General features: G+C 57.4%; 17 protein-coding genes and 1 pseudogene. 8 read left to right on the plus strand and 10 right to left on the minus strand.

Annotated elements, in window-relative coordinates; genetic code table 11:
* On the minus strand, positions 1–581 hold a 581-nt coding region (locus ACESMB_RS07120; protein WP_372971204.1), incomplete at its 3' end, for a TVP38/TMEM64 family protein.
* Between the two features lie 30 nt (positions 582–611).
* Positions 612–1235, minus strand: coding sequence for a YbhB/YbcL family Raf kinase inhibitor-like protein (locus ACESMB_RS07125; protein WP_372925790.1), 624 nt, complete (start codon positions 1233–1235; stop codon positions 612–614).
* 156 nt (positions 1236–1391) lie between these two features.
* Between ACESMB_RS07125 and ACESMB_RS07130 the strand changes: the two genes are divergently transcribed.
* Entirely contained in the window at positions 1392–1832 is a 441-nt protein-coding gene (locus ACESMB_RS07130; RefSeq protein WP_372971205.1) for an ankyrin repeat domain-containing protein, read from the plus strand.
* Here ACESMB_RS07130 and ACESMB_RS07135 read toward each other — a convergent pair.
* Positions 1822–2682, minus strand: a complete 861-nt coding sequence (locus ACESMB_RS07135; RefSeq protein ID WP_372925792.1) for a putative RNA methyltransferase — start codon at positions 2680–2682, stop codon at positions 1822–1824. The genes ACESMB_RS07130 and ACESMB_RS07135 overlap by 11 nt on opposite strands.
* A gap of 92 nt (positions 2683–2774) precedes the next feature.
* Here ACESMB_RS07135 and ACESMB_RS07140 point away from each other — a divergent pair, with 92 nt between their 5' ends.
* On the plus strand, positions 2775–3512 hold the full coding sequence (locus tag ACESMB_RS07140) for a spermidine synthase (RefSeq protein WP_372925793.1): 738 nt from the start codon (positions 2775–2777) through the stop codon (positions 3510–3512).
* A 138-nt stretch (positions 3513–3650) separates the two neighbouring features.
* Positions 3651–5516 (plus strand): annotated as a pseudogene (locus ACESMB_RS07145) (4Fe-4S binding protein); the annotation flags it as partial.
* Positions 5517–5629: 113 nt separating this feature from the next.
* On the opposite strand, the gene ACESMB_RS07150 reads toward ACESMB_RS07145, so the two are convergent.
* Positions 5630–6151, minus strand: a complete 522-nt coding sequence (locus tag ACESMB_RS07150; protein WP_372925794.1) for a carboxymuconolactone decarboxylase family protein — start codon at positions 6149–6151, stop codon at positions 5630–5632.
* Between the two features lie 123 nt (positions 6152–6274).
* Between ACESMB_RS07150 and ACESMB_RS07155 the strand changes: the two genes are divergently transcribed.
* The 5 genes from ACESMB_RS07155 (at position 6275) to ACESMB_RS07175 (ending at position 11174) form a co-directional block, all read left to right on the plus strand.
* On the plus strand, positions 6275–6880 hold the full coding sequence (locus tag ACESMB_RS07155) for a TetR/AcrR family transcriptional regulator (protein ID WP_372925795.1): 606 nt from the start codon (positions 6275–6277) through the stop codon (positions 6878–6880).
* A gap of 41 nt (positions 6881–6921) precedes the next feature.
* Positions 6922–8232: an NAD(P)/FAD-dependent oxidoreductase gene (locus ACESMB_RS07160; RefSeq protein ID WP_372971206.1), complete on the plus strand. Its 1311-nt coding sequence runs from the start codon at positions 6922–6924 to the stop codon at positions 8230–8232.
* Positions 8233–8284: 52 nt separating this feature from the next.
* Entirely contained in the window at positions 8285–10000 is a 1716-nt protein-coding gene (locus ACESMB_RS07165; protein WP_372925797.1) for a potassium/proton antiporter, read from the plus strand.
* Positions 10001–10075: 75 nt separating this feature from the next.
* Positions 10076–10663 carry a murein L,D-transpeptidase family protein gene (locus ACESMB_RS07170; RefSeq protein ID WP_372925798.1) on the plus strand — a complete coding sequence of 196 codons (588 nt, stop codon included), beginning with the start codon at positions 10076–10078 and terminating at the stop codon, positions 10661–10663.
* Between the two features lie 229 nt (positions 10664–10892).
* Entirely contained in the window at positions 10893–11174 is a 282-nt protein-coding gene (locus ACESMB_RS07175) for an Lpp/OprI family alanine-zipper lipoprotein (RefSeq protein WP_372925799.1), read from the plus strand.
* A 70-nt stretch (positions 11175–11244) separates the two neighbouring features.
* On the opposite strand, the gene ACESMB_RS07180 is transcribed toward ACESMB_RS07175, so the two are convergent.
* From ACESMB_RS07180 to ACESMB_RS07205, 6 genes are all read right to left on the minus strand, one after another.
* Positions 11245–12036 (minus strand): slipin family protein, encoded by a 792-nt coding sequence (locus tag ACESMB_RS07180; protein WP_372925800.1) that lies wholly within the window; start codon positions 12034–12036, stop codon positions 11245–11247.
* Positions 12033–13514 (minus strand): NfeD family protein, encoded by a 1482-nt coding sequence (locus tag ACESMB_RS07185; RefSeq protein ID WP_372925801.1) that lies wholly within the window; start codon positions 13512–13514, stop codon positions 12033–12035. Before ACESMB_RS07185 ends, ACESMB_RS07180 begins: the two co-directional genes overlap by 4 nt.
* A 27-nt stretch (positions 13515–13541) precedes the next feature.
* Entirely contained in the window at positions 13542–14294 is a 753-nt protein-coding gene (locus ACESMB_RS07190; protein ID WP_372971207.1) for an SDR family oxidoreductase, read from the minus strand.
* 28 nt (positions 14295–14322) lie between these two features.
* Positions 14323–15390: a L,D-transpeptidase family protein gene (locus ACESMB_RS07195; protein ID WP_372971208.1), complete on the minus strand. Its 1068-nt coding sequence runs from the start codon at positions 15388–15390 to the stop codon at positions 14323–14325.
* A 47-nt stretch (positions 15391–15437) separates the two neighbouring features.
* Positions 15438–16007 (minus strand): TMEM165/GDT1 family protein, encoded by a 570-nt coding sequence (locus ACESMB_RS07200; RefSeq protein WP_372925804.1) that lies wholly within the window; start codon positions 16005–16007, stop codon positions 15438–15440.
* Positions 16008–16237: 230 nt separating this feature from the next.
* Positions 16238–17629 carry an MDR family MFS transporter gene (locus ACESMB_RS07205; RefSeq protein ID WP_372925830.1) on the minus strand — a complete coding sequence of 464 codons (1392 nt, stop codon included), beginning with the start codon at positions 17627–17629 and terminating at the stop codon, positions 16238–16240.
* Between the last annotated feature and the right edge of the window lie 2 nt (positions 17630–17631).

The following is a 17631-nucleotide window of genomic DNA, read 5'->3' on the forward strand; positions in this document are numbered from 1 at the left end:
ACCAATGGATTCAACTCGAAGGTATTGCCCAGCCCCGCAAACACGAACGTCATCGGCAACATCCCCAGCATTGATGCCAACGCAAAACGCCACCCATGAATAGCCGTTACACCAGCGGCGTAGCTGATCAGGGCGAAGGAAAACAGCGGAATCAGACGTGTCAGGAGGACCATCCAGAACAACAGTTTCTGGGACCCGTCGGAGGCAAAAACAGGGTTTTCCGACAGTTTGCTCTTGAGTGCTTCACGGCCCAGTATCCTGGCAATGGAAAACGCAATCATTGCGCCGGCCAGGGCTCCGGTCGCCGCCAGCAGGGTGCCCGTGAGGACACCGAAGGCGAGCCCCGACGCGGCACTGACAGGCAGTGTCGGTATGGGCCCCACCACGACCGCCAGAACCATCATTAGAAACAGCAGCACCGGCCCCCACATGCCCTGCCCGTTCAGCCACGCTGACAGGGCATCCGGAGACAGGCTCGCCGGCATTCCCATTTGCCTCAGAACCAGCCACAGCACCGCCATAAGTGCGGCAACTGCAGCCACCAGGCCCAACCTGAAAGGCCAGCCGGAAGGTACTTTCATCGAGATTCCGGCATTATTGAGTTGCCGGCATTAACGCAGGTCCGGGTTAAGCGTATAGGTACCGGTTACCCGGTCACTGGCCAGTACATGGCCCGCCATGGCTTCACGCACGGCAGCGCCATCGAACTCACCCTCCAGGCCCAGGCTGTCTACATCCAGGGCATGCACCTCGTAGTGGTACTGATGAATGATTTCATCGTTCCACGGCGGGCAGGGGCCGTCGTAACCGGCGTATGTGCCGGCCATATCCGGATTGCCTGCCAGGAACTGGGTGAAATTATTCACGCCGCGGATTCCCAGGGGGCCAGAACCGGGTTCCTTGCCCTTGGGAATCACGCCGTCACTGTCTTCGCCTTCGGGAATGCGGGAAATGGATGCCGGAACATCCACCAGCAACCAGTGGAAGAAATCCACCCGTGGAATGTCTTTCGATACCGTCTTGCCTTCCTGATTGGCGTCATCAGCAATGCTGGGTACGTCGGGGTCGAACATCATGACTACGAAACTTTTTGTGCCTTCAGGGGCGTCTTCCCAGGTCACTTCCGGGTTGCGATTGGGGCCAAAGCTCATGTGGTCCTGTTCACTGTAAACGCCAAATGCAAACTTCTCCGGCACCGGCTGGCCCTCTTCAATACCTCGAACCTTGATTTTCACTGTCCTGCTCTCCTGTACCTTTGATGGTTTTTACTTGCCCATACTACGGTTTTAACAGTGGCGTTGTGGGTCTGTCCAGATCCATGGCGCAGTCAGCCCCGGTTCGTAGTCAGACAGGAACATGATACGGTCTGTTTCCATATGCTAGGAAACCAGATGAAGACCATGAGCAACAACAGGCCCGGCACCCCCCAGGAGCCAGACAATCAACAGGATGAAGATGCCATCGCCTTTGCACAGGGACTTTTTGAATTGGCCCGCAATGGTGGCGCGGGCCCACTCAGCGTGATGCTCAATGCCGGTGTACCCGTGGATATCCGCACCAACACCGGAGACAGCCTGCTGATGCTGGCGTGCAGCAACGGTCATGCAGACACCGCCCGTTTGCTGCTTGAAAACGGCGCGGATCCCAACCTGCGTAATGAGCAGCGGCAGACCCCGCTTATGGTCGCCGCCAGGTTGAATGACGTTGAAATAATTGCGCATTTGCTGGAGGGCGGGGCAGATAAATCTTTAACGGATGCCCGTGACCAGTCCGCCCTGGACCTGGCGAAATCTGTTGGCGCGGAGGATGCCGTCAACAGCCTTAATAAATAGCATCGCTTTCGGGCAGGGCGAAGCGTCTCAATATCACCTCAACGGTTACCGTCAGTGTTGTCAGTGCTTCAGCCCTGCTTCTTCCCTCTGCCGACGCCCGGTAAAGATGCGGTGTCATCGCCAGTAAGTCAGCAATAGCCCCGGGGTTATCCAGGGTCAGTGGGTAACAGACCGTTTTCGCGTCCACCAGGGAGAAATCTTCCGGAGCCTCTGCTGCCGACAGTTTTTCGGGCTTCAATGACGGGTAGATGATCTCCCGCAGTTCCCGCAAGTGGCTGGGGCCAGCATGCGCTTCAATCAGCATCCCTCCGCGTTTCAGTACCCGCGCGAATTCACCGTGGACGGGAAAACCGAACAGGCAGATGACAAAATCCAGCGCACCAGGCAGGACCGGAAGGTTGGCATTGCTGCCCACCACCCAACGCGGGCGTTTGTCCTGCTTTGCCGCCGCAAGGGTCGCCCATTTGGAAATATCGAGTCCCATCAACGCAAGCTTGGCGCCGGTATCTGCTGCTGCAAGTTCCCGCAGGTAGTAACCTTCGCCGCAACCCGCATCCAGTCCGGACAGGGTGCGGGGTTCATCGGCTGCACTCTGAAGCACAGCCGCATTTACCACCTCTGCAATGGGACGGTAGTAACCTGCGTTCAGGAAACGCTGGCGGGCCGCCACCATTTCCTTGCTGTCGCCGGGGTCCAGCGAGCGTTTTTTCTGCACCGGTAACAGATGCAGATAGCCCTGGCGGGCAACGTCGAAACTATGACCGGAAGGACAGCGCCAGCAAGCCCCGAAAGGAGCGAGCGGATTGCCATCGAGGGGGCAGGCCAGGGCGTTAAAGGCATCTGTACTCATGACAAGGCGAGCCCCGGCAAGTGAATCACGCTTGAGAACCGTCTAGCAAATGCCCAGAATAGCGGCGCAGCGATCAGACGAGGAAAGCCACCGTGAAGGGCGAGATTATCCATTACACCCGGGACGCGCTCGGTGGCATTCTGGTGATCGACTATCGCAAACATCGGGTTATGACCTTTGATTCGGTGTTTGAACAGAGCAAGATAGACCGCCGCAAGCCCCATCTTCCCGTTCATGAATACAGCCGCGCGATGCTGTTACCGGTTGCCTACGCACAGCCATCCCACGTAACCGTTCTGGGTCTGGGCGGCGGCGTGATGGCCAGCGCACTGCTGCACCTGCTGCCCGAATGCCAGATCCATGCCGTGGAACTGCGCAGCAGTGTACTGCAGGTGGCCCGGGAGTATTTCAGCCTGCCGGATTCCGCAAACCTGACAGTGACTGTCAGCGATGCCCGGGATGCGCTGGGCAGGATGCCTGACCACAGCACCCACCTGATCCTGGCGGACATGTACAACTCGGAACGCATGAGCCCCGCGCAGGCCCAGCGGGAGTTTATCAGACAATCCAGCCGGGTTCTCAGCGATGGCGGCTGGCTTTCAATCAACTATCACCGCACGCCGGATATCAACGGGCCGCTGTTCCGGCAGCTCCGCGCTGAATTTGCAGTACTGCTGCTGTTCAAGAGCAAAACCAACAATACGGTGATTTTTGCCAGCAAGCGTCCCTTCGAAACCATGCATGCCAGAGACCCCGCACTGGTCGCGCTGGAAAAGAGCCTGCCCATCGACTGGCGCCGACTGATGGCAAGGGTAATACGCCTTACCTGAATGGCCAGATCCGGAAATAACCCTCCGCCATTTCTCCTCACAAAGTAGCAGACGCACGGCCCGCAGGTAGCATTGTGCGGCACATGCAAATCTCTAGCATTGATAGAACCAACAACAACAAGACTCTGGAGATATGCCATGCCCGGGCGGCTGTCGCTGCTGTTGGTCATTGTCTGCTTCTTTTTCCCGGCGGCCCACGGCGCGCTGGACGATGAAAAGCGGGCGCTGATCCAGGAACTGTTTCCCAAGGCCACGGAAATCCGGGACAAGTTACCGGATTACCCGGTCTATCCCGTTTACCAGCTCCAGGAGTTGCTTGGCTACGCCTACGAATCCCTGGATCTGAGCCGGCTTCAGGGATTCGCCGGCAAACCCATCAGCATGCTGGTCGGACTGGATACCCGCGGCCGCTTTACCGGTGTACGCATCCTCAAGCATAACGAGCCTGTGTTTGAGTATGGACTTGGTGAAGAGGTCCTGTTTGATTTCGTCAAACAATATGAGGACCGATCGCTGAAGGAACAGATTATTGTCAGCACTTCCGGCAAACGCTCCGCCAGGGATTCGGAGGGCAATGTGGCGGTTTTTGACGGGGTGAGCAAGGCGACAGTCTCCGTGCTGATCATTAACGACACGATTCTGTCCTCTGCCCTGAAGGTGGCGCGGGAAAAACTGGAGGGATTCTCCCAGGAAGCACCCACCCGTGCCCGGTCAAACTTTTACCAACCCCTGTCCTGGTCAGAACTTGTTGAGCGCGGGTACATCGGCCATTTTCGTCTCAGCCCGGACGAATTCGAGCGAAGGACTGGGCGCCCCCTCTCCGACTATCCCGAGATGCCGCAACCAGAGCCTGATGAGCCTTTCACCGAACTGTTTTTCGGTTATATCAATTCACCCATGGTTGGTCGCAACCTGCTCGGGGATGAGGGCTTTTCGCAGCTGAAAGCACGCATCGGGCCGGACGCGCAGATCATGGCCGTCATGTCCAGGGGGCTCTATCCCCACCTGTCCGACGACTTCACCCCCGGCAGTTCTCCTGACCGGCTCGGATTACAGCAGAATAACCTCTCGGTTGAGATCCGTGATATCAACGTGTTTGACCAGAACATCCGCTTCAACGCCGATGGCATGCCGGATGTGGACATGAAAACCCTGTTCCGGGTTGGCGGCAATGCCGGTTACAACCCCGGCGCGGGAGCGACCCTGAAAATGAGTGTGGCCCTGCGCAAGAACCATCTGGTGGCAGACAGCACCGAACTCGATATTCCTGTAGCCTTTTCTGACGAACTGTTCGAGACCGTCGAAGTTGCCCCACGACCGGAAGACACCCGCCAGCCGGTATGGATCGGGCTCTGGAAAGAACGCTGGCTGACCATCTCGATACTGGTGGCCAGCCTCACCATTCTGACCGTATTTTTTGCCCGCCAGCGCACCCTGAGCCGCTATCCAAAGCTTGTGCGCCGTTTTCGCTGGGGGTTCCTGTTCTTCACCCTGTTCTATATCGGTTTCTACATCCAGGGGCAGCTTTCTGTAGTGAATATCTACACCCTTTTCCTGGCCATCTGGGACGGCTTCTCCCTGAACGTGTTCCTGATGGACCCGGTGCTGTTCATTCTGTGGACCTACACCTTCATCACCCTGTTCATCTGGGGCAGAGGGTTGTTCTGCGGCTGGCTGTGCCCCTTTGGCGCACTGCAGGAAATGGCCGCCTGGCTGGGTGAAAAACTGAAATTCCGGCAGGTGAAAGTGTCGGAGAAATGGCACCGGCGGCTGATCCTGATGAAATATCCGATCCTTTTGGTGCTGGTGGGCACGGCTTTCTACTCACTGGAACTCGCGGAAAAACTGGTGGAAGTGGAGCCGTTCAAAACCAGTATCACACTGTTCTTTGTGCGCTCCTGGCCCTTTGTGGTCTATGCCGTAGGTCTGCTGGTCATTGGTATGTTCATCCACAAATTTTACTGCCGCTACCTGTGCCCGCTGGGAGCGGGACTTGCAGTTTTGGGCAGGCTGCGGCTTTTCAGCTGGCTGGATCGCGTGGAGCTTTGCGGCAAACCCTGCCAACACTGCAAGAACAGCTGCGGCATCAATGCCATACACAAGGACGGTCGCATTGACTACGACGAGTGTATCCAATGCCTTGAGTGTGTAGTGATTCTGAAAGACGAGGACCAGTGCGTGGACAAGCGGTTGCAGAAGAAACGTGAGCAGCAGGCCAATATACTGGCCACGGATGCAGGCTGAGCCGCATCCGCGGTGCCGTTCTTGTTCATCACGGCAAGGGTGAAGGTTCTCAGGGCTTCCAGCTTGTCATTGGGCAGAGGCGCTTCGTCCCGCAGTGCATTGGTGATGTCGTCGGATACTTCCATCATCCTGGCGATACCCGTGTGGGCAGGTACGCAATAATGACAGGCATTTTCAACGTTGATGGTCTGCCAGACGACCGTTTTTTCATCATTGTCAAAGCTGCTGTCCAGCACAAGCTGATGCAGTTTCTGATAGGCCTCGAGAACACCAGGCGCTTCCGCCATAACTGCGTGAAGTCCCGGAATCATGCCAAAGCCCTTCAGTGAATTTTCCAGAAGAGGCTTCGATTTTTCCGGTGCGGACTCAACATCGTGAGTTGGGAAATCTGACATAGGGTGAACCTCCGTGATTATTTTTGAGTAAATGCTCAATCACATGTTCACCCTGTCTGTTTTTGAACAGCCACTCAAGTTATAATCGGATATATTTCAACCACCGCAAGTGGGTAGGTACCAATGGCCAGAAACGCTCGCTACGATCGACAAACCGCCCTTGAAAAGGCGATGAATCTGTTCTGGGAGAAAGGCTACGCAGGCGCCTCCATGAAGCAGATCGAAGAGGCCCTGGATATGCGCCCGGGGAGCATCTACGCCACCTTCGGCAGCAAGGACGGATTGTTCAGAGAGGCACTGACCTCCTACGCACAGCGGGGTGGCACTGAACTTCGCGAGCATCTGGCCGGACATACATCTGTGCTTGGCGGGCTACAGGAATATCTGCGGCGTACAGCACGGCAGTCGAGACCGGGCGAAGAAACCCCTTCCCGGGCCTGCATGATCGTAAAAACCCTGCTGGAAGCCAGCAACACCAACGCGGCCATGGCAGATGAGGCGAATACGATCCTCAACGCCATAGAAGATTCGTTCACGGAGCTTCTGCAGCAGGCAAAAGGACAGGGCGAACTGGTTCCCGATACTGACTGTGCACGGCTGGCCAGGCTGTTGCAGGCCCAGCTGATCGGCCTCCGCTCCTTTGCACAGCGGGACGTTGATCCGGAACACGTCACCGGGCTTGCCGACGACATGGCGGCTATTCTCGACCATTACCGCGTCCGCCACTGAATCTGAACTGCTCCCTCCGGGGGCCCTGGGAAAACACTGTCATGGAAAACCTGCACCACATTGTCGTCGTTGGCGGCGGAGCGGGCGGCCTTGAGCTGGTCACCCGCCTTGGCAACAAACTTGGAAAGAAACACAAGGCTCGCATCACTCTTGTGGACTCCGGCCTGACCCATGTCTGGAAACCGCTGCTTCACGAAGTGGCTTCCGGCTCCCTGGATGCCAGCGCCAACGAAATCAATTACCGGGCCCATGCCCGCAAGCACCACTACGAGTTCCAGCTAGGCCGGATGAGCGGGCTGGATCGCGATGCAAAGGAAGTCGTCATTGCGCCCTTTCGTGATGGAGAAGGGCAGGAAGTTGTGCCGGAGCGACGTATCGGATACGACACACTGGTTATTGCCGTTGGCAGCAATGCCAATGATTTCGGAACCCCCGGCGCCCAGGAACACTGCCTGTTCCTGGACAGCCTGAATCAGGCCAGGCGATTCCACAACCTGATGCTCAATGCCTTTTTGCGAAAGAATCATGACGCCCACTCGGGCAATAGCCACGAACTGCCCATCACCATTATCGGTGCCGGTGCTACCGGTGTGGAACTGGCTGCCGAACTACGCCTGGCTTCCCGGGAACTGCCGGTTTACGGCATGAATCACCTGCGGCCGGAAGATGTTTCCATTACCGTTATTGAAGCAGCGGACCGCATTCTGCCCGCGCTCCCGCCACGGCTCTCGTCTGCGGCAACCGGTGAACTGGAACACCAGAACGTCAGGGTAATGACCGGCCAGCCGGTCAGCGAAATCCGCGACGGCACCCTGGTCATGAAGGACGGTACCGAGCTTGCGTCCGAGATGACCATATGGGCGGCGGGCATCAAGGCACCTGAATTCCTCTCGGACCTGAACGGGCTGGAGACCAACCGCAGCAACCAGATAAAGGTCAGGCAAACCCTCGAATCCACCATTGATCCGGATATCTTTGCGTTTGGTGACTGTGCCGAATGCCCCCAGCCGGATTCAGATCGGCCGGTGCCGCCACGAGCACAAGCCGCACACCAGCAGGCGGATGTACTGTTCAAAACGCTCCGTAATCGCCTGGAAGGCGAGGACGCCGTGCTTTTTGTCTACAACGACCATGGCTCGCTGATCAATTTCAGCCGCTACACCACAGTAGGCAATTTGATGGGCAACCTGTCCGGCCGCAGCATGTATATTGAAGGCAAGGTAGCACGCCTGTTCTACCTTTCCCTGTACCGGATGCACCAGGTTGCCCTGCATGGCGCTCTGCGCACCAGCATTATCTGGTTTCTGGACCGGTTAACACGGGCCATGCATCCACGCCTGAAACTACACTGACACAGAACCTCTAGCTGTTATTATCAAAGTCTATTCCCGAACCGGAGCATGAATGGACCCGATTCTCACCCTGATCGGTGCGCTGATGCTGGTTGTCAGCATCATGCTCATACCGCTGTCCAGCAGGCTGGGCATGCCAGTACTGCTGATTTTTCTTGTTGTCGGCATGATGATGGGAGAGGACGGCCCCGGTGGCCTGTTGTTTGACGATTTCGAGCTGGCTTTTCTGATAGCCAACCTTGCGCTGGGTGTGATTCTGCTGGACGGCGGTATGCGCACACGGGCGGAAACCTTCCGGGTGGGGTTGCGTCCGGCCGTGATTCTGGCGACGTTCGGTGTGTTTTTGACCGCTGCCGGAGCAGGACTTGTGGCCTGGTGGGTATTTGATCTGCACTGGCTGACAGCTCTGCTGATCGGTGCCATCATCTCCTCCACGGACGCGGCCGCCGTGTTTTCACTGCTTCAGGGACGGGGCCTTCACCTGAACGAGCGGGTCAGCGCCACCCTGGAAATCGAGTCGGGCAGTAACGACCCGATGGCGATATTCCTGACCCTGATGCTGGTCACCATGATTGAAGCCGGTGGCGCATCCGAAGGCTGGATGGCACTGGTGATGCTGGTAAAACAGTTCGGCATCGGCAGTGCCGTGGGAGTGGCCGGTGGCTTCATTGTGGTGGAAATGGCGAACCGCATCAGGCTGACGCCGTCGCTGTATCCATTGCTGGTGGTCGCGGCCGGTATCATGGTGTTTTCCGGTACCAATGCCCTGGGCGGCAGTGGCTTCCTGGCGATCTACCTGACCGGGGTGGTGATTGGTAACCGGCCGGTACGTATGATGCCGATGATTCTTCAGGTCCACGACGGCCTGGCCTGGCTCGCCCAGCTTTGCCTGTTCCTGATGCTCGGCCTGTTGGTTGCCCCCTCTGAACTACTTCCCCTAGCCGGTGGCGGACTGATTCTCGCCTTTGCGCTCATTTTCCTGATCCGGCCAGCTACGGTTATGGTTACGCTGTGGCCATTCGGATTCAACCGACGGGAGCTTGGGTTTATCAGTTGGGTCGGCCTGCGGGGCGCCGTGCCGATTGTACTGGCGTTGTTCCCCATCATCGCAGACATCCCCCAAGCCCAGCTGATATTCCACGTGGCCTTTTTCATCGTACTTGTGTCGCTGGTGGTCCAGGGCACCACCATGGCACCGCTGGCAAGGAAGTTACGGCTTGAGGTACCTGCCGGAGAAGACCCGTATCGCCGTTTGCCGCTGGACGTCCCGGCCGCCGGAGATCATGAATTGATGCTCTTTCCACTGAAGGGGGAGGTCTGGGAAACACCAAGGCCCCTGGGCCAGCTTCGCCTTCCTGAAAATACCGCCATTGCTGGCGTCTTCCGCAAACGTACCTGCCATCAACCCAGCCCGGACATGGAGGTATCGGCCGGAGACGTGATCGCGATGTTTGCCACACCTGCTGTGCTGCCGGAACTGGGCAAGGCTCTGAGTGGTCGGCATGCGCCCCGGTACCTCGCAGAGCGGGCATTTTTTGGTGATTTCGTACTCAACGGCGATGCTTTGCTGGGTGATGTGGAACAGGTCTACGGGATCGAGTTTGATGAACTGCCGCCAGAGCTATCACTGGCCGAGTGTTTTGCCCGCCGGACCAAGGGGCACCCGGTAGTGGGAGACAAGGTGACACTGGGGCCAGTTACGCTGGTGGCCCGGGCGACTGAGGCCGACAGAGTGACAAAGGTGGGCCTGAAAATGGACAACCAATAAAAATCTTTAACAAAATCACGTCAAAACATTGGTTCGATAAACAAAACTCATGTGCTATAAAGTGTACCAATAGTAATGATTGACTCGCTTATGCCATTGAAGACTTTGTTGCGAAGCAACACCACAACGAACAGCCACCTGATAGCCGCCTGCGCAACTATCCTGGCCTGCCTGTTCACCCTTGCGGGTACATCGGCGAAAGCCTCAGAGCTGCCAATGGGCGCCATGGCTGAAGCACCGGAAGTGAGCGAGGTACTGGTTCGCAAAGAGGAGCGGCGGCTATATCTTCTGTCCGGCGAGCAGGTAGTTCGTAGCTATCGCATCGGGCTTGGCGACAACCCTTCCGGCCACAAGCTCTATGAAGGCGACAAACGCACGCCTGAGGGAGAATACGTGCTGGACTGGCGCAATCCCGACAGTGACTTCTACAAATCCATTCACATCTCCTATCCGAACAAGCAGGACCGCGAGCAGGCTTCAGCCTGGGGGCTGGACCCCGGAGGCAGCATTATGATCCACGGCCTGCCCAACGATGCCGGTGACATGGCGTTTGCTTTCCTGGGGCTGGACTGGACAGATGGCTGCATTGCCGTCAGTAATGAAGAAATGGACGAAATCTGGCAACTGGTCGCCGACGGCACCCCCATCAAGATCGTTCCCTGAAGTCGTTGATCTGCCCCTGGCAATCTGGCGTAATAAGCTACTGCAAAATTAAGTTGTTGTCATAACCCGGGAACTTTTACGTATCCTTAGTTAACATTTCCGGCTAGAGTGTTTTACACTGTTTAACGACGCCGTTAGCAGCAAGCGCTATCGGCCCCGATTTGACAGAATGTCTGCACCAACGACTTCTGGAACGCAGGAACCAAAACGACTAACAAGGGGATTTACAATGCGTAAACTGACGATCGCAGGGTTTGCAATGGCCGCCGCACTGACCGCAGGTTGTGCGACCACAGACGAAGGCGCCATTGATGATGCGAATGCAACTGCTTCTTCTGCAGAGCAGACTGCTGACAATGCACTGAACACCGCTAATAGCGCTAACAGTGCAGCCAGTTCCGCTCAGGAAACTGCTAACGAGGCTCTTGCTGCTGCCAAGGCTGCACAAAAGTCCGCGGACGAAGCCAACGAGCGCGCCAAGCGCATGCTCGAGCGTGCCAGCCAGAAGTAAGGCTGTTACGTAGTAATAAAAAAAGGCCGGGATACCCCGGCCTTTTTTGTGCCTGTGATATTCTGCCTCGTCAGGTTTCCTCGTCATCTTTCTTCGGCGCCTTGGGGGCAGGCTTGCTCATAAAGGAAGACATCATCTCCATCGGCAGCGGGAACACGATTGTAGAACTGTTGTTAGTGCTCATATCCGCAAGGGTCTGCATGTAGCGTAACTGCATGGCCCCGGAGTCGGTAGACATCACTTCCGCAGCCTCCACCAGTTTTTTCGATGCCTGCAATTCGCCCTCGGCGTGGATAACCTTGGCGCGACGTTCACGTTCCGCCTCAGCCTGACGCGCGATGGCACGGATCATGGATTCATTCAGGTCAACATGCTTGATTTCAACGTTGGCAACTTTGATACCCCACTCTTCCGTCTGGGAATCAATGATCTCCTGAATGTCAGAATTGAGCTTGTCCCGCTCGGAAAGCATTTCGTCCAGATCATGCTTGCCCAACACTGAGCGCAGTGTGGTCTGGGCCAGCTGGCTGGTAGCCGAGCCGAAATCTTCCACCCGAATAATGGCCCGCTCCGGGTCGACCACGCGGAAATACAACACAGCGTTGACCCTGACCGTGACGTTGTCCTTGGAGATTACGTCCTGGCTTGGCACGTCAAGGGTGATAACCCGCAGATCGACTCGCACGATCTGTTGAATGCCGGGAATAACAATGATCAGGCCCGGACCTTTCACGCCCTGAAAGCGTCCCAGGAAAAACACCACACCACGTTCGTATTCCGGCAGGATCTTGATGGCCGATCCAAGAATCAGCAACAGCACCACTGCCGGTGCAATATAGGGAATCAGATCGGTAATATTCATAACGTCTCCTTGGTTTCCTCGGGTTCAACATGGACTGTCAACCCTTCGATACTTGATACGTGCAGCCTGTCTCCGGCCCGGACAGGGGCCTGGCTTAACGCGTTCCAGCGTTCGCCGCTCAGGCGGGCGTGCCCCCTGTACTGGCCGTCCTGTTCCTGGAAGTCATCCAGCGCGGTTGCCCGCTCATGGACGATCTGCTCAGTGCCGCTGACAGGATGTTTCCGGCGGAGACCAATAAAGCGGATCACTGTCCACAGCATAAACCCGGCGGCAACCAGCGCTGTACCCCCGATCGTAGGCAGGGAAATATCCTGGTGGCTGCCGTCCATAAGAATGATGGAACCGGTCACGAAGGCAACGATACCTCCTACCCCCAATATGCCAAAGCTGGGCATGAAGGCCTCACCCACGATAAAGGCCAGTCCGAGCAGAATCAGCGCAAGGCCAGCGTAGTTGACGGAGAGCACCTGGAAGGCAAACAGTGCGAGGATGAGACAGATGGCGCCGATCACGCCCGGGAAGACAGCGCCCGGATTGGACAGCTCAAAGATGATGCCGTAAAACCCGATGATCATCAGGAAATAGGCTACGTTCGGATCGGTGATTACCGACAGCAATCGGGTACGCCAGTCCGGGTCGGCGCGAGTCAGCTGCATATTGGCGGTGGCCAACGTTCTTTCACCGTCGGCCATCTTTACCGTACGACCGTCCAGCTGCTCCAGCAGACTGTCCATATTATCGGCAACTACCTCCACCACGTTCTTTTCCAGAGCTTCGGTAGCACCCAGGTTGACTGCCTCTCTCACGGCCTCCTCCGCCCAGTCAGCATTGCGGCCGTGACGTTCCGCCAGCCCGCGAATATAGCTCACAGCGTCCTCAAGAACCTTGCGCTCCATCGCCGAGCTGCCACGCCGTTTCTCAGACCCGGACTCACTATCCGATGCCTCCTCTTCACCCTCCTGCTTCTGGCCGTCTTCAGAACCGCCATCCTCTTCCTGTTGCTCGGGTTCCTCCGAACCAGGCAGGCCACCCATCTGCACCGGGGTTGCTGACCCCAGGTGGGTTGCCGGCGCCATGGCGGCCACGTGGCTACCGTACAGTATGTACGTACCGGCACTGGCAGCGCGAGCCCCGGCAGGGGATACCCAGGTAACGACAGGCACCTCGGAGGACAGGATTTCCTTGATGATGCCACGCATGGAATCCATCAGGCCACCCGGGGTATCCATCTGGATAATCAGCAGACCGGCATCTTCAGATTCGGCACGACGAATACCCCGTACCACATAATCCATGGTAGCAGGGCCGATGGCGCCTTCTATCGAGAGTACAATTCCGGTGGGAGTGTCTTCTTCCTGCTGTGCGAGCACGGTGTGGGTAAGCGAGCCAAGTGCCAGTGCAAGGCCCAACAGGAAGATAGCCAGCCACCACTTCAGGCGGCCGGGATGGTTTGATCGGGTGGCTCGGTTCGCGTTCATTACTTCTCCCCGAATCCGCGTGTCGAATCAGAACAGACGGGCCAGTGCCGCGACCGGCAACCTCCTCATCAGAAAGCTGATCGGTCGCCAGGGCCACGAAGGGACAAAGCATTCGGCTTTGCCGGACTCAATGGCACGGACCATTGCCTTGCAACCGGTGGCAGCGTCCACAATAAACGGCGCACTTTTTACTTTTTCATTTATCTCGGTACGAATATAGCCGGGATAGAGGGTAGACACACGTATTGGTGAGCGGGCCTTGACCAACTCCACCCGCAACCCTTCCGCCAGTGAGGCCAGCCCCGCTTTGGTAGCCGCATACGTAGTGATATTTTTCGGCATACCCCGAACCGCAGATACAGAAGATACGACCACAAGGTGCCCGCGGTTCTGCGCCCGGAAGATTTCCATGGCGGCTTCCATCTGTGCCAGCGCAGAGACAAAATTGGTTTCGGCTGTCTGTTTATTGGCGAGGAACTTGCCGGTGCCCAGAGGTTGCCCTTTGCCAATACCCGCGTTGACGATAATACGGTCGAGCGAGCCGGACTCCGCAGCAAATTCGCGGAAGACCTCAAACACCTGGTCGTGATCGTTTACATCCAGGGCCCGCACACTGATGGCAAGATGCGGGTGCCTCTGAAGCAGCTCGTCCCGCAACTCATCCAATCGCTCCGTGCGACGGGCACACAGGGCCAGGTTGTTGCCCCGGCCCGCAAACTCCCGAGCCATGCCTTCACCCAGGCCGGAACTGGCACCGGTAATCAGTATCGTGCTGGTCATTGCTTCTCCTTAAAGCGGCAGAGCAGGTTCAGAACCAGAGCTGTTGTTCCCTGCCATCCTCACCATCCGGGGTGTTATGCAATTGCTCCGCGGTTTCATTGGCCACACGGGTAACCCTTTCGCCAATCATCCGTGGAAGCCCGTCGGCCTGATCCACGGCCAGCTCGATAGACATCCTTTGAACTTCCACCCCCGGCACCTTGCCGCGGAATTCTTCGACGGCCGTTGACACTTCGCGCCAGAGCCTGTCGCGATCCTGCTTGCTGTACTCCTCTTCCGGACGGTGTACTTCCATCCAGACCTCATTACCTTTAAGCCCTATCTTCACCGGCTCCCGGATTACCCGTACCGGTGTGCCCTTGCTGACTTCGTATACGAAGCGGGAGATGTCCTCGTTATACATGCGGAAGCAACCGTGGCTGACCTGCATGCCCACACCAAACAGCTTGTTGGTGCCGTGAATCAGGTAACCTTTCTCACTCAGCATCAGCGCGTGGCTTCCGAGCGGGTTGTCAGGGCCGGGTGGAATCATTCGCGGAAGGTAGTCGCCGTCTGCCTCGTACTCGGCACGAATACTTGCAGGCGGGTACCAGGCGGGTGACTCCAGCGGCATGGTGACCTCTGCGTCGGTCAGCGGCGAGGGGTTGTCTTCGGTACCTACACCCACCGGATAAACCTGCACGCCGTCCCTGGTGAAATAGTACAACCGGTACTCGGCCAGATTGATGACGATGCCCTCACGCTTGACATCGGGCAGCACATAGTGACGGGGCACGGTGATACGGGTGCCTTCACCGGGCAGCCAGGGGTCGACGCCCGGATTGGCTTTCACCAGCTCGAGGTATCCAAGGCTGTCACGATTGCCGATCGCGGCGAACGTATCTTCGTAGCGGGTCGAAATGACGGACAGCTCCCCCGCCAGGTCGCCCTCAATGGCAAAGGTCGGCACACGGGGCTTGTCGGCGTCCTCATCCCCGGACTGTTCGGCGCTGAGCTCCATGCCGCTGGCCTGCCGCTCGGGTTCTGCATACAGCGGGCTAGCCAGCAGCAGTGCCAGCCAGAAGACGATCATGCCATTGCAATGTTTACGATACATAAGTTTCAGATCCGGAATCCGGCACCTCAGGTTACTGACACGCCGGTTCAAACCGACATCACCGCGGCCCACAGGGTAACAACCGCCAGAACCACGAACAGAACGCTTGCCCCGATTCGGGCCGTTGCCAGTGGCAGCCGGTCCATAAGCCATTTACCAGCCATGATAACCGGTATATTGGCCAAAAGCATACCAACGGTGGTACCCATGATCACCCAGAAGGTCTCGGTATACCGGGCCGCCAGAACCACCGTCGCTATCTGGGTTTTATCACCAATCTCCGCCAGGAAGAACATCACAGTGGTCGCCATGAAAGCCCCCATGCCCAGAAATGCGGAATCATCACTGTCATCCTTGTCCGGAACCAGCAGCCAGAAGGCAATAGCGACAAAACTGACGGCCAGAATCCACGGCAGCCATGCCTCAGGTATCCATTCCGCTATCCAGGCTCCCAGCAGGGCCGACAGGGCATGATTCAGTATTGTGGCAACAAATATGCCCAGAATGATGGGCAGACGGCTGGCGTATCGTGCAACAAGGAAAAGAGACAGCAACTGCGTCTTGTCGCCAATTTCGGCAACAGCAACCGCAAGTGTCGAGGCAAGAAAAGCGTCCATGAAAAACTCCGGGGCGGACATACAGACATGAGACAGCCCACCTTCCGCCCTGGGAGGTGCAACTGCCTCAGGTCTTGCCAGTTTCACCATTGCCCGGGTGAAACATGATAGCCACGGAGATTGAGCTCCAAGTATGTTGACTACCATCCGCACCATGAATCCCGCTCCGGCACGGAGGCTACTCCCCTGAAGAGTGCGAAAATGTTAATCAATTGCCGGGGAAATGACAACTATACCCGCATTTTCCATACCGGTATCGCCGCCACCGCCACGAAAACAGCCACCAGCCACCACGCGGAATGGAAGGCGTCGATCGTGGGCACGCCGCCACTGTGATCACCGAACTCAATGGTCAGCGCCACTATATTTACGCCAAAAGCACCACCAAGCTGGCGGGTAAAGTTGATGGTGCTGGAACCGGCACCCAGCTGTTCCGGGGCCAGCGGATTCAGCGCGCCGGTTGAAAGCGCAGGCAGCATAAAGCCGATACCGATGCGCCCCAGTATCGTCCACAGTGCGAGCCAGCCAAAGGCCAGATCCAGATCAGACAGTGCAAACAGTACAGCGGAAGCGGCGAACAGTGTAATACCGAAGATCACCAGTTTGCGGGCACTCAACCGGTCCGCCAGTCGGCCGGCCAGTGGAAACGTCATACCCAGTACAATACCCGCCGGCAGCATCAGCAGGCCTGCCTGGGTTGCAGAGAAGCCGAGGGAAGTCTGGACGAACAGCGGCACAAGATAGGTAGAGCCAAACAGCGCAAGCCCCAGCGCCATGGCACCAAGGTTGGCATAAACAAAGCTGGAGTTACGCAACAGGCCAATATTGACCAGTGGATGAAGGGCCCTGCGCTCCCGCACTACAAACACGGCCAGCAGGATCAGTGTCAGCGAACCCTCAACCAGTATGCGCATTTCCTGGCCGGAGAGCTGTTGTAACCGGTTCAGGGTATCCAGTGACAATCCGATGGTGGCTCCCAGCAGCACAAAGCCGGGCAGGTCAAAGCGGTAGGGCTCCGGGCGGGAGACCGGCAACGGCAGGAAGCGCCAGCACATGACTATGCCTGCAAGGGTAACCGGCACCGGTGCAAACATCACGTACCGCCAGCTCAGCTGGTCCACCAGAAAGCCCCCCAGCACCGGCCCCAGGGCCGGTGCCAGAATAACACCCATGCCATAGATACCCATGGCTTGACCGCGACGGTTGCGGGGGAAGATCCGGAACACGAGATACATGCCCATGGGCTGCATCAGGCCGGCCATGGCCCCCTGACCAATACGCGCAGCAATCAGTTGTTCCGGAGAGGTGGCAAAACCGCCGAGCAGTGAAATCACCGTGAACAGCAACATCGCCGTAGCCAGCGTCTTGCGTACACCAAAGTGATCCAGCAACCACGATGAGGCCAGCATGGTGGTGGTCATGGCGGCAATGAATCCGGTAGCCAGCCAGTGAACCTGGCCCTGGCGGATGCCGAACTCCACCATGATGTCATGAAGGGCAACGTTGACAACCGTAGCGCTGAGCACGGTCGCCATGGTGCCCAGCATCACCGTGGCCACCGCCAGCCAGCGCCAGCGCTCACCATACCGGGCTTTCAGCCCCTCAACCGTGTTATCACTCAGAC

The sequence above is a fragment of the Marinobacter sp. genome, from assembly GCF_041686475.1.
In the GTDB taxonomy this organism is placed as follows: Bacteria; Pseudomonadota; Gammaproteobacteria; order Pseudomonadales; family Oleiphilaceae; genus Marinobacter.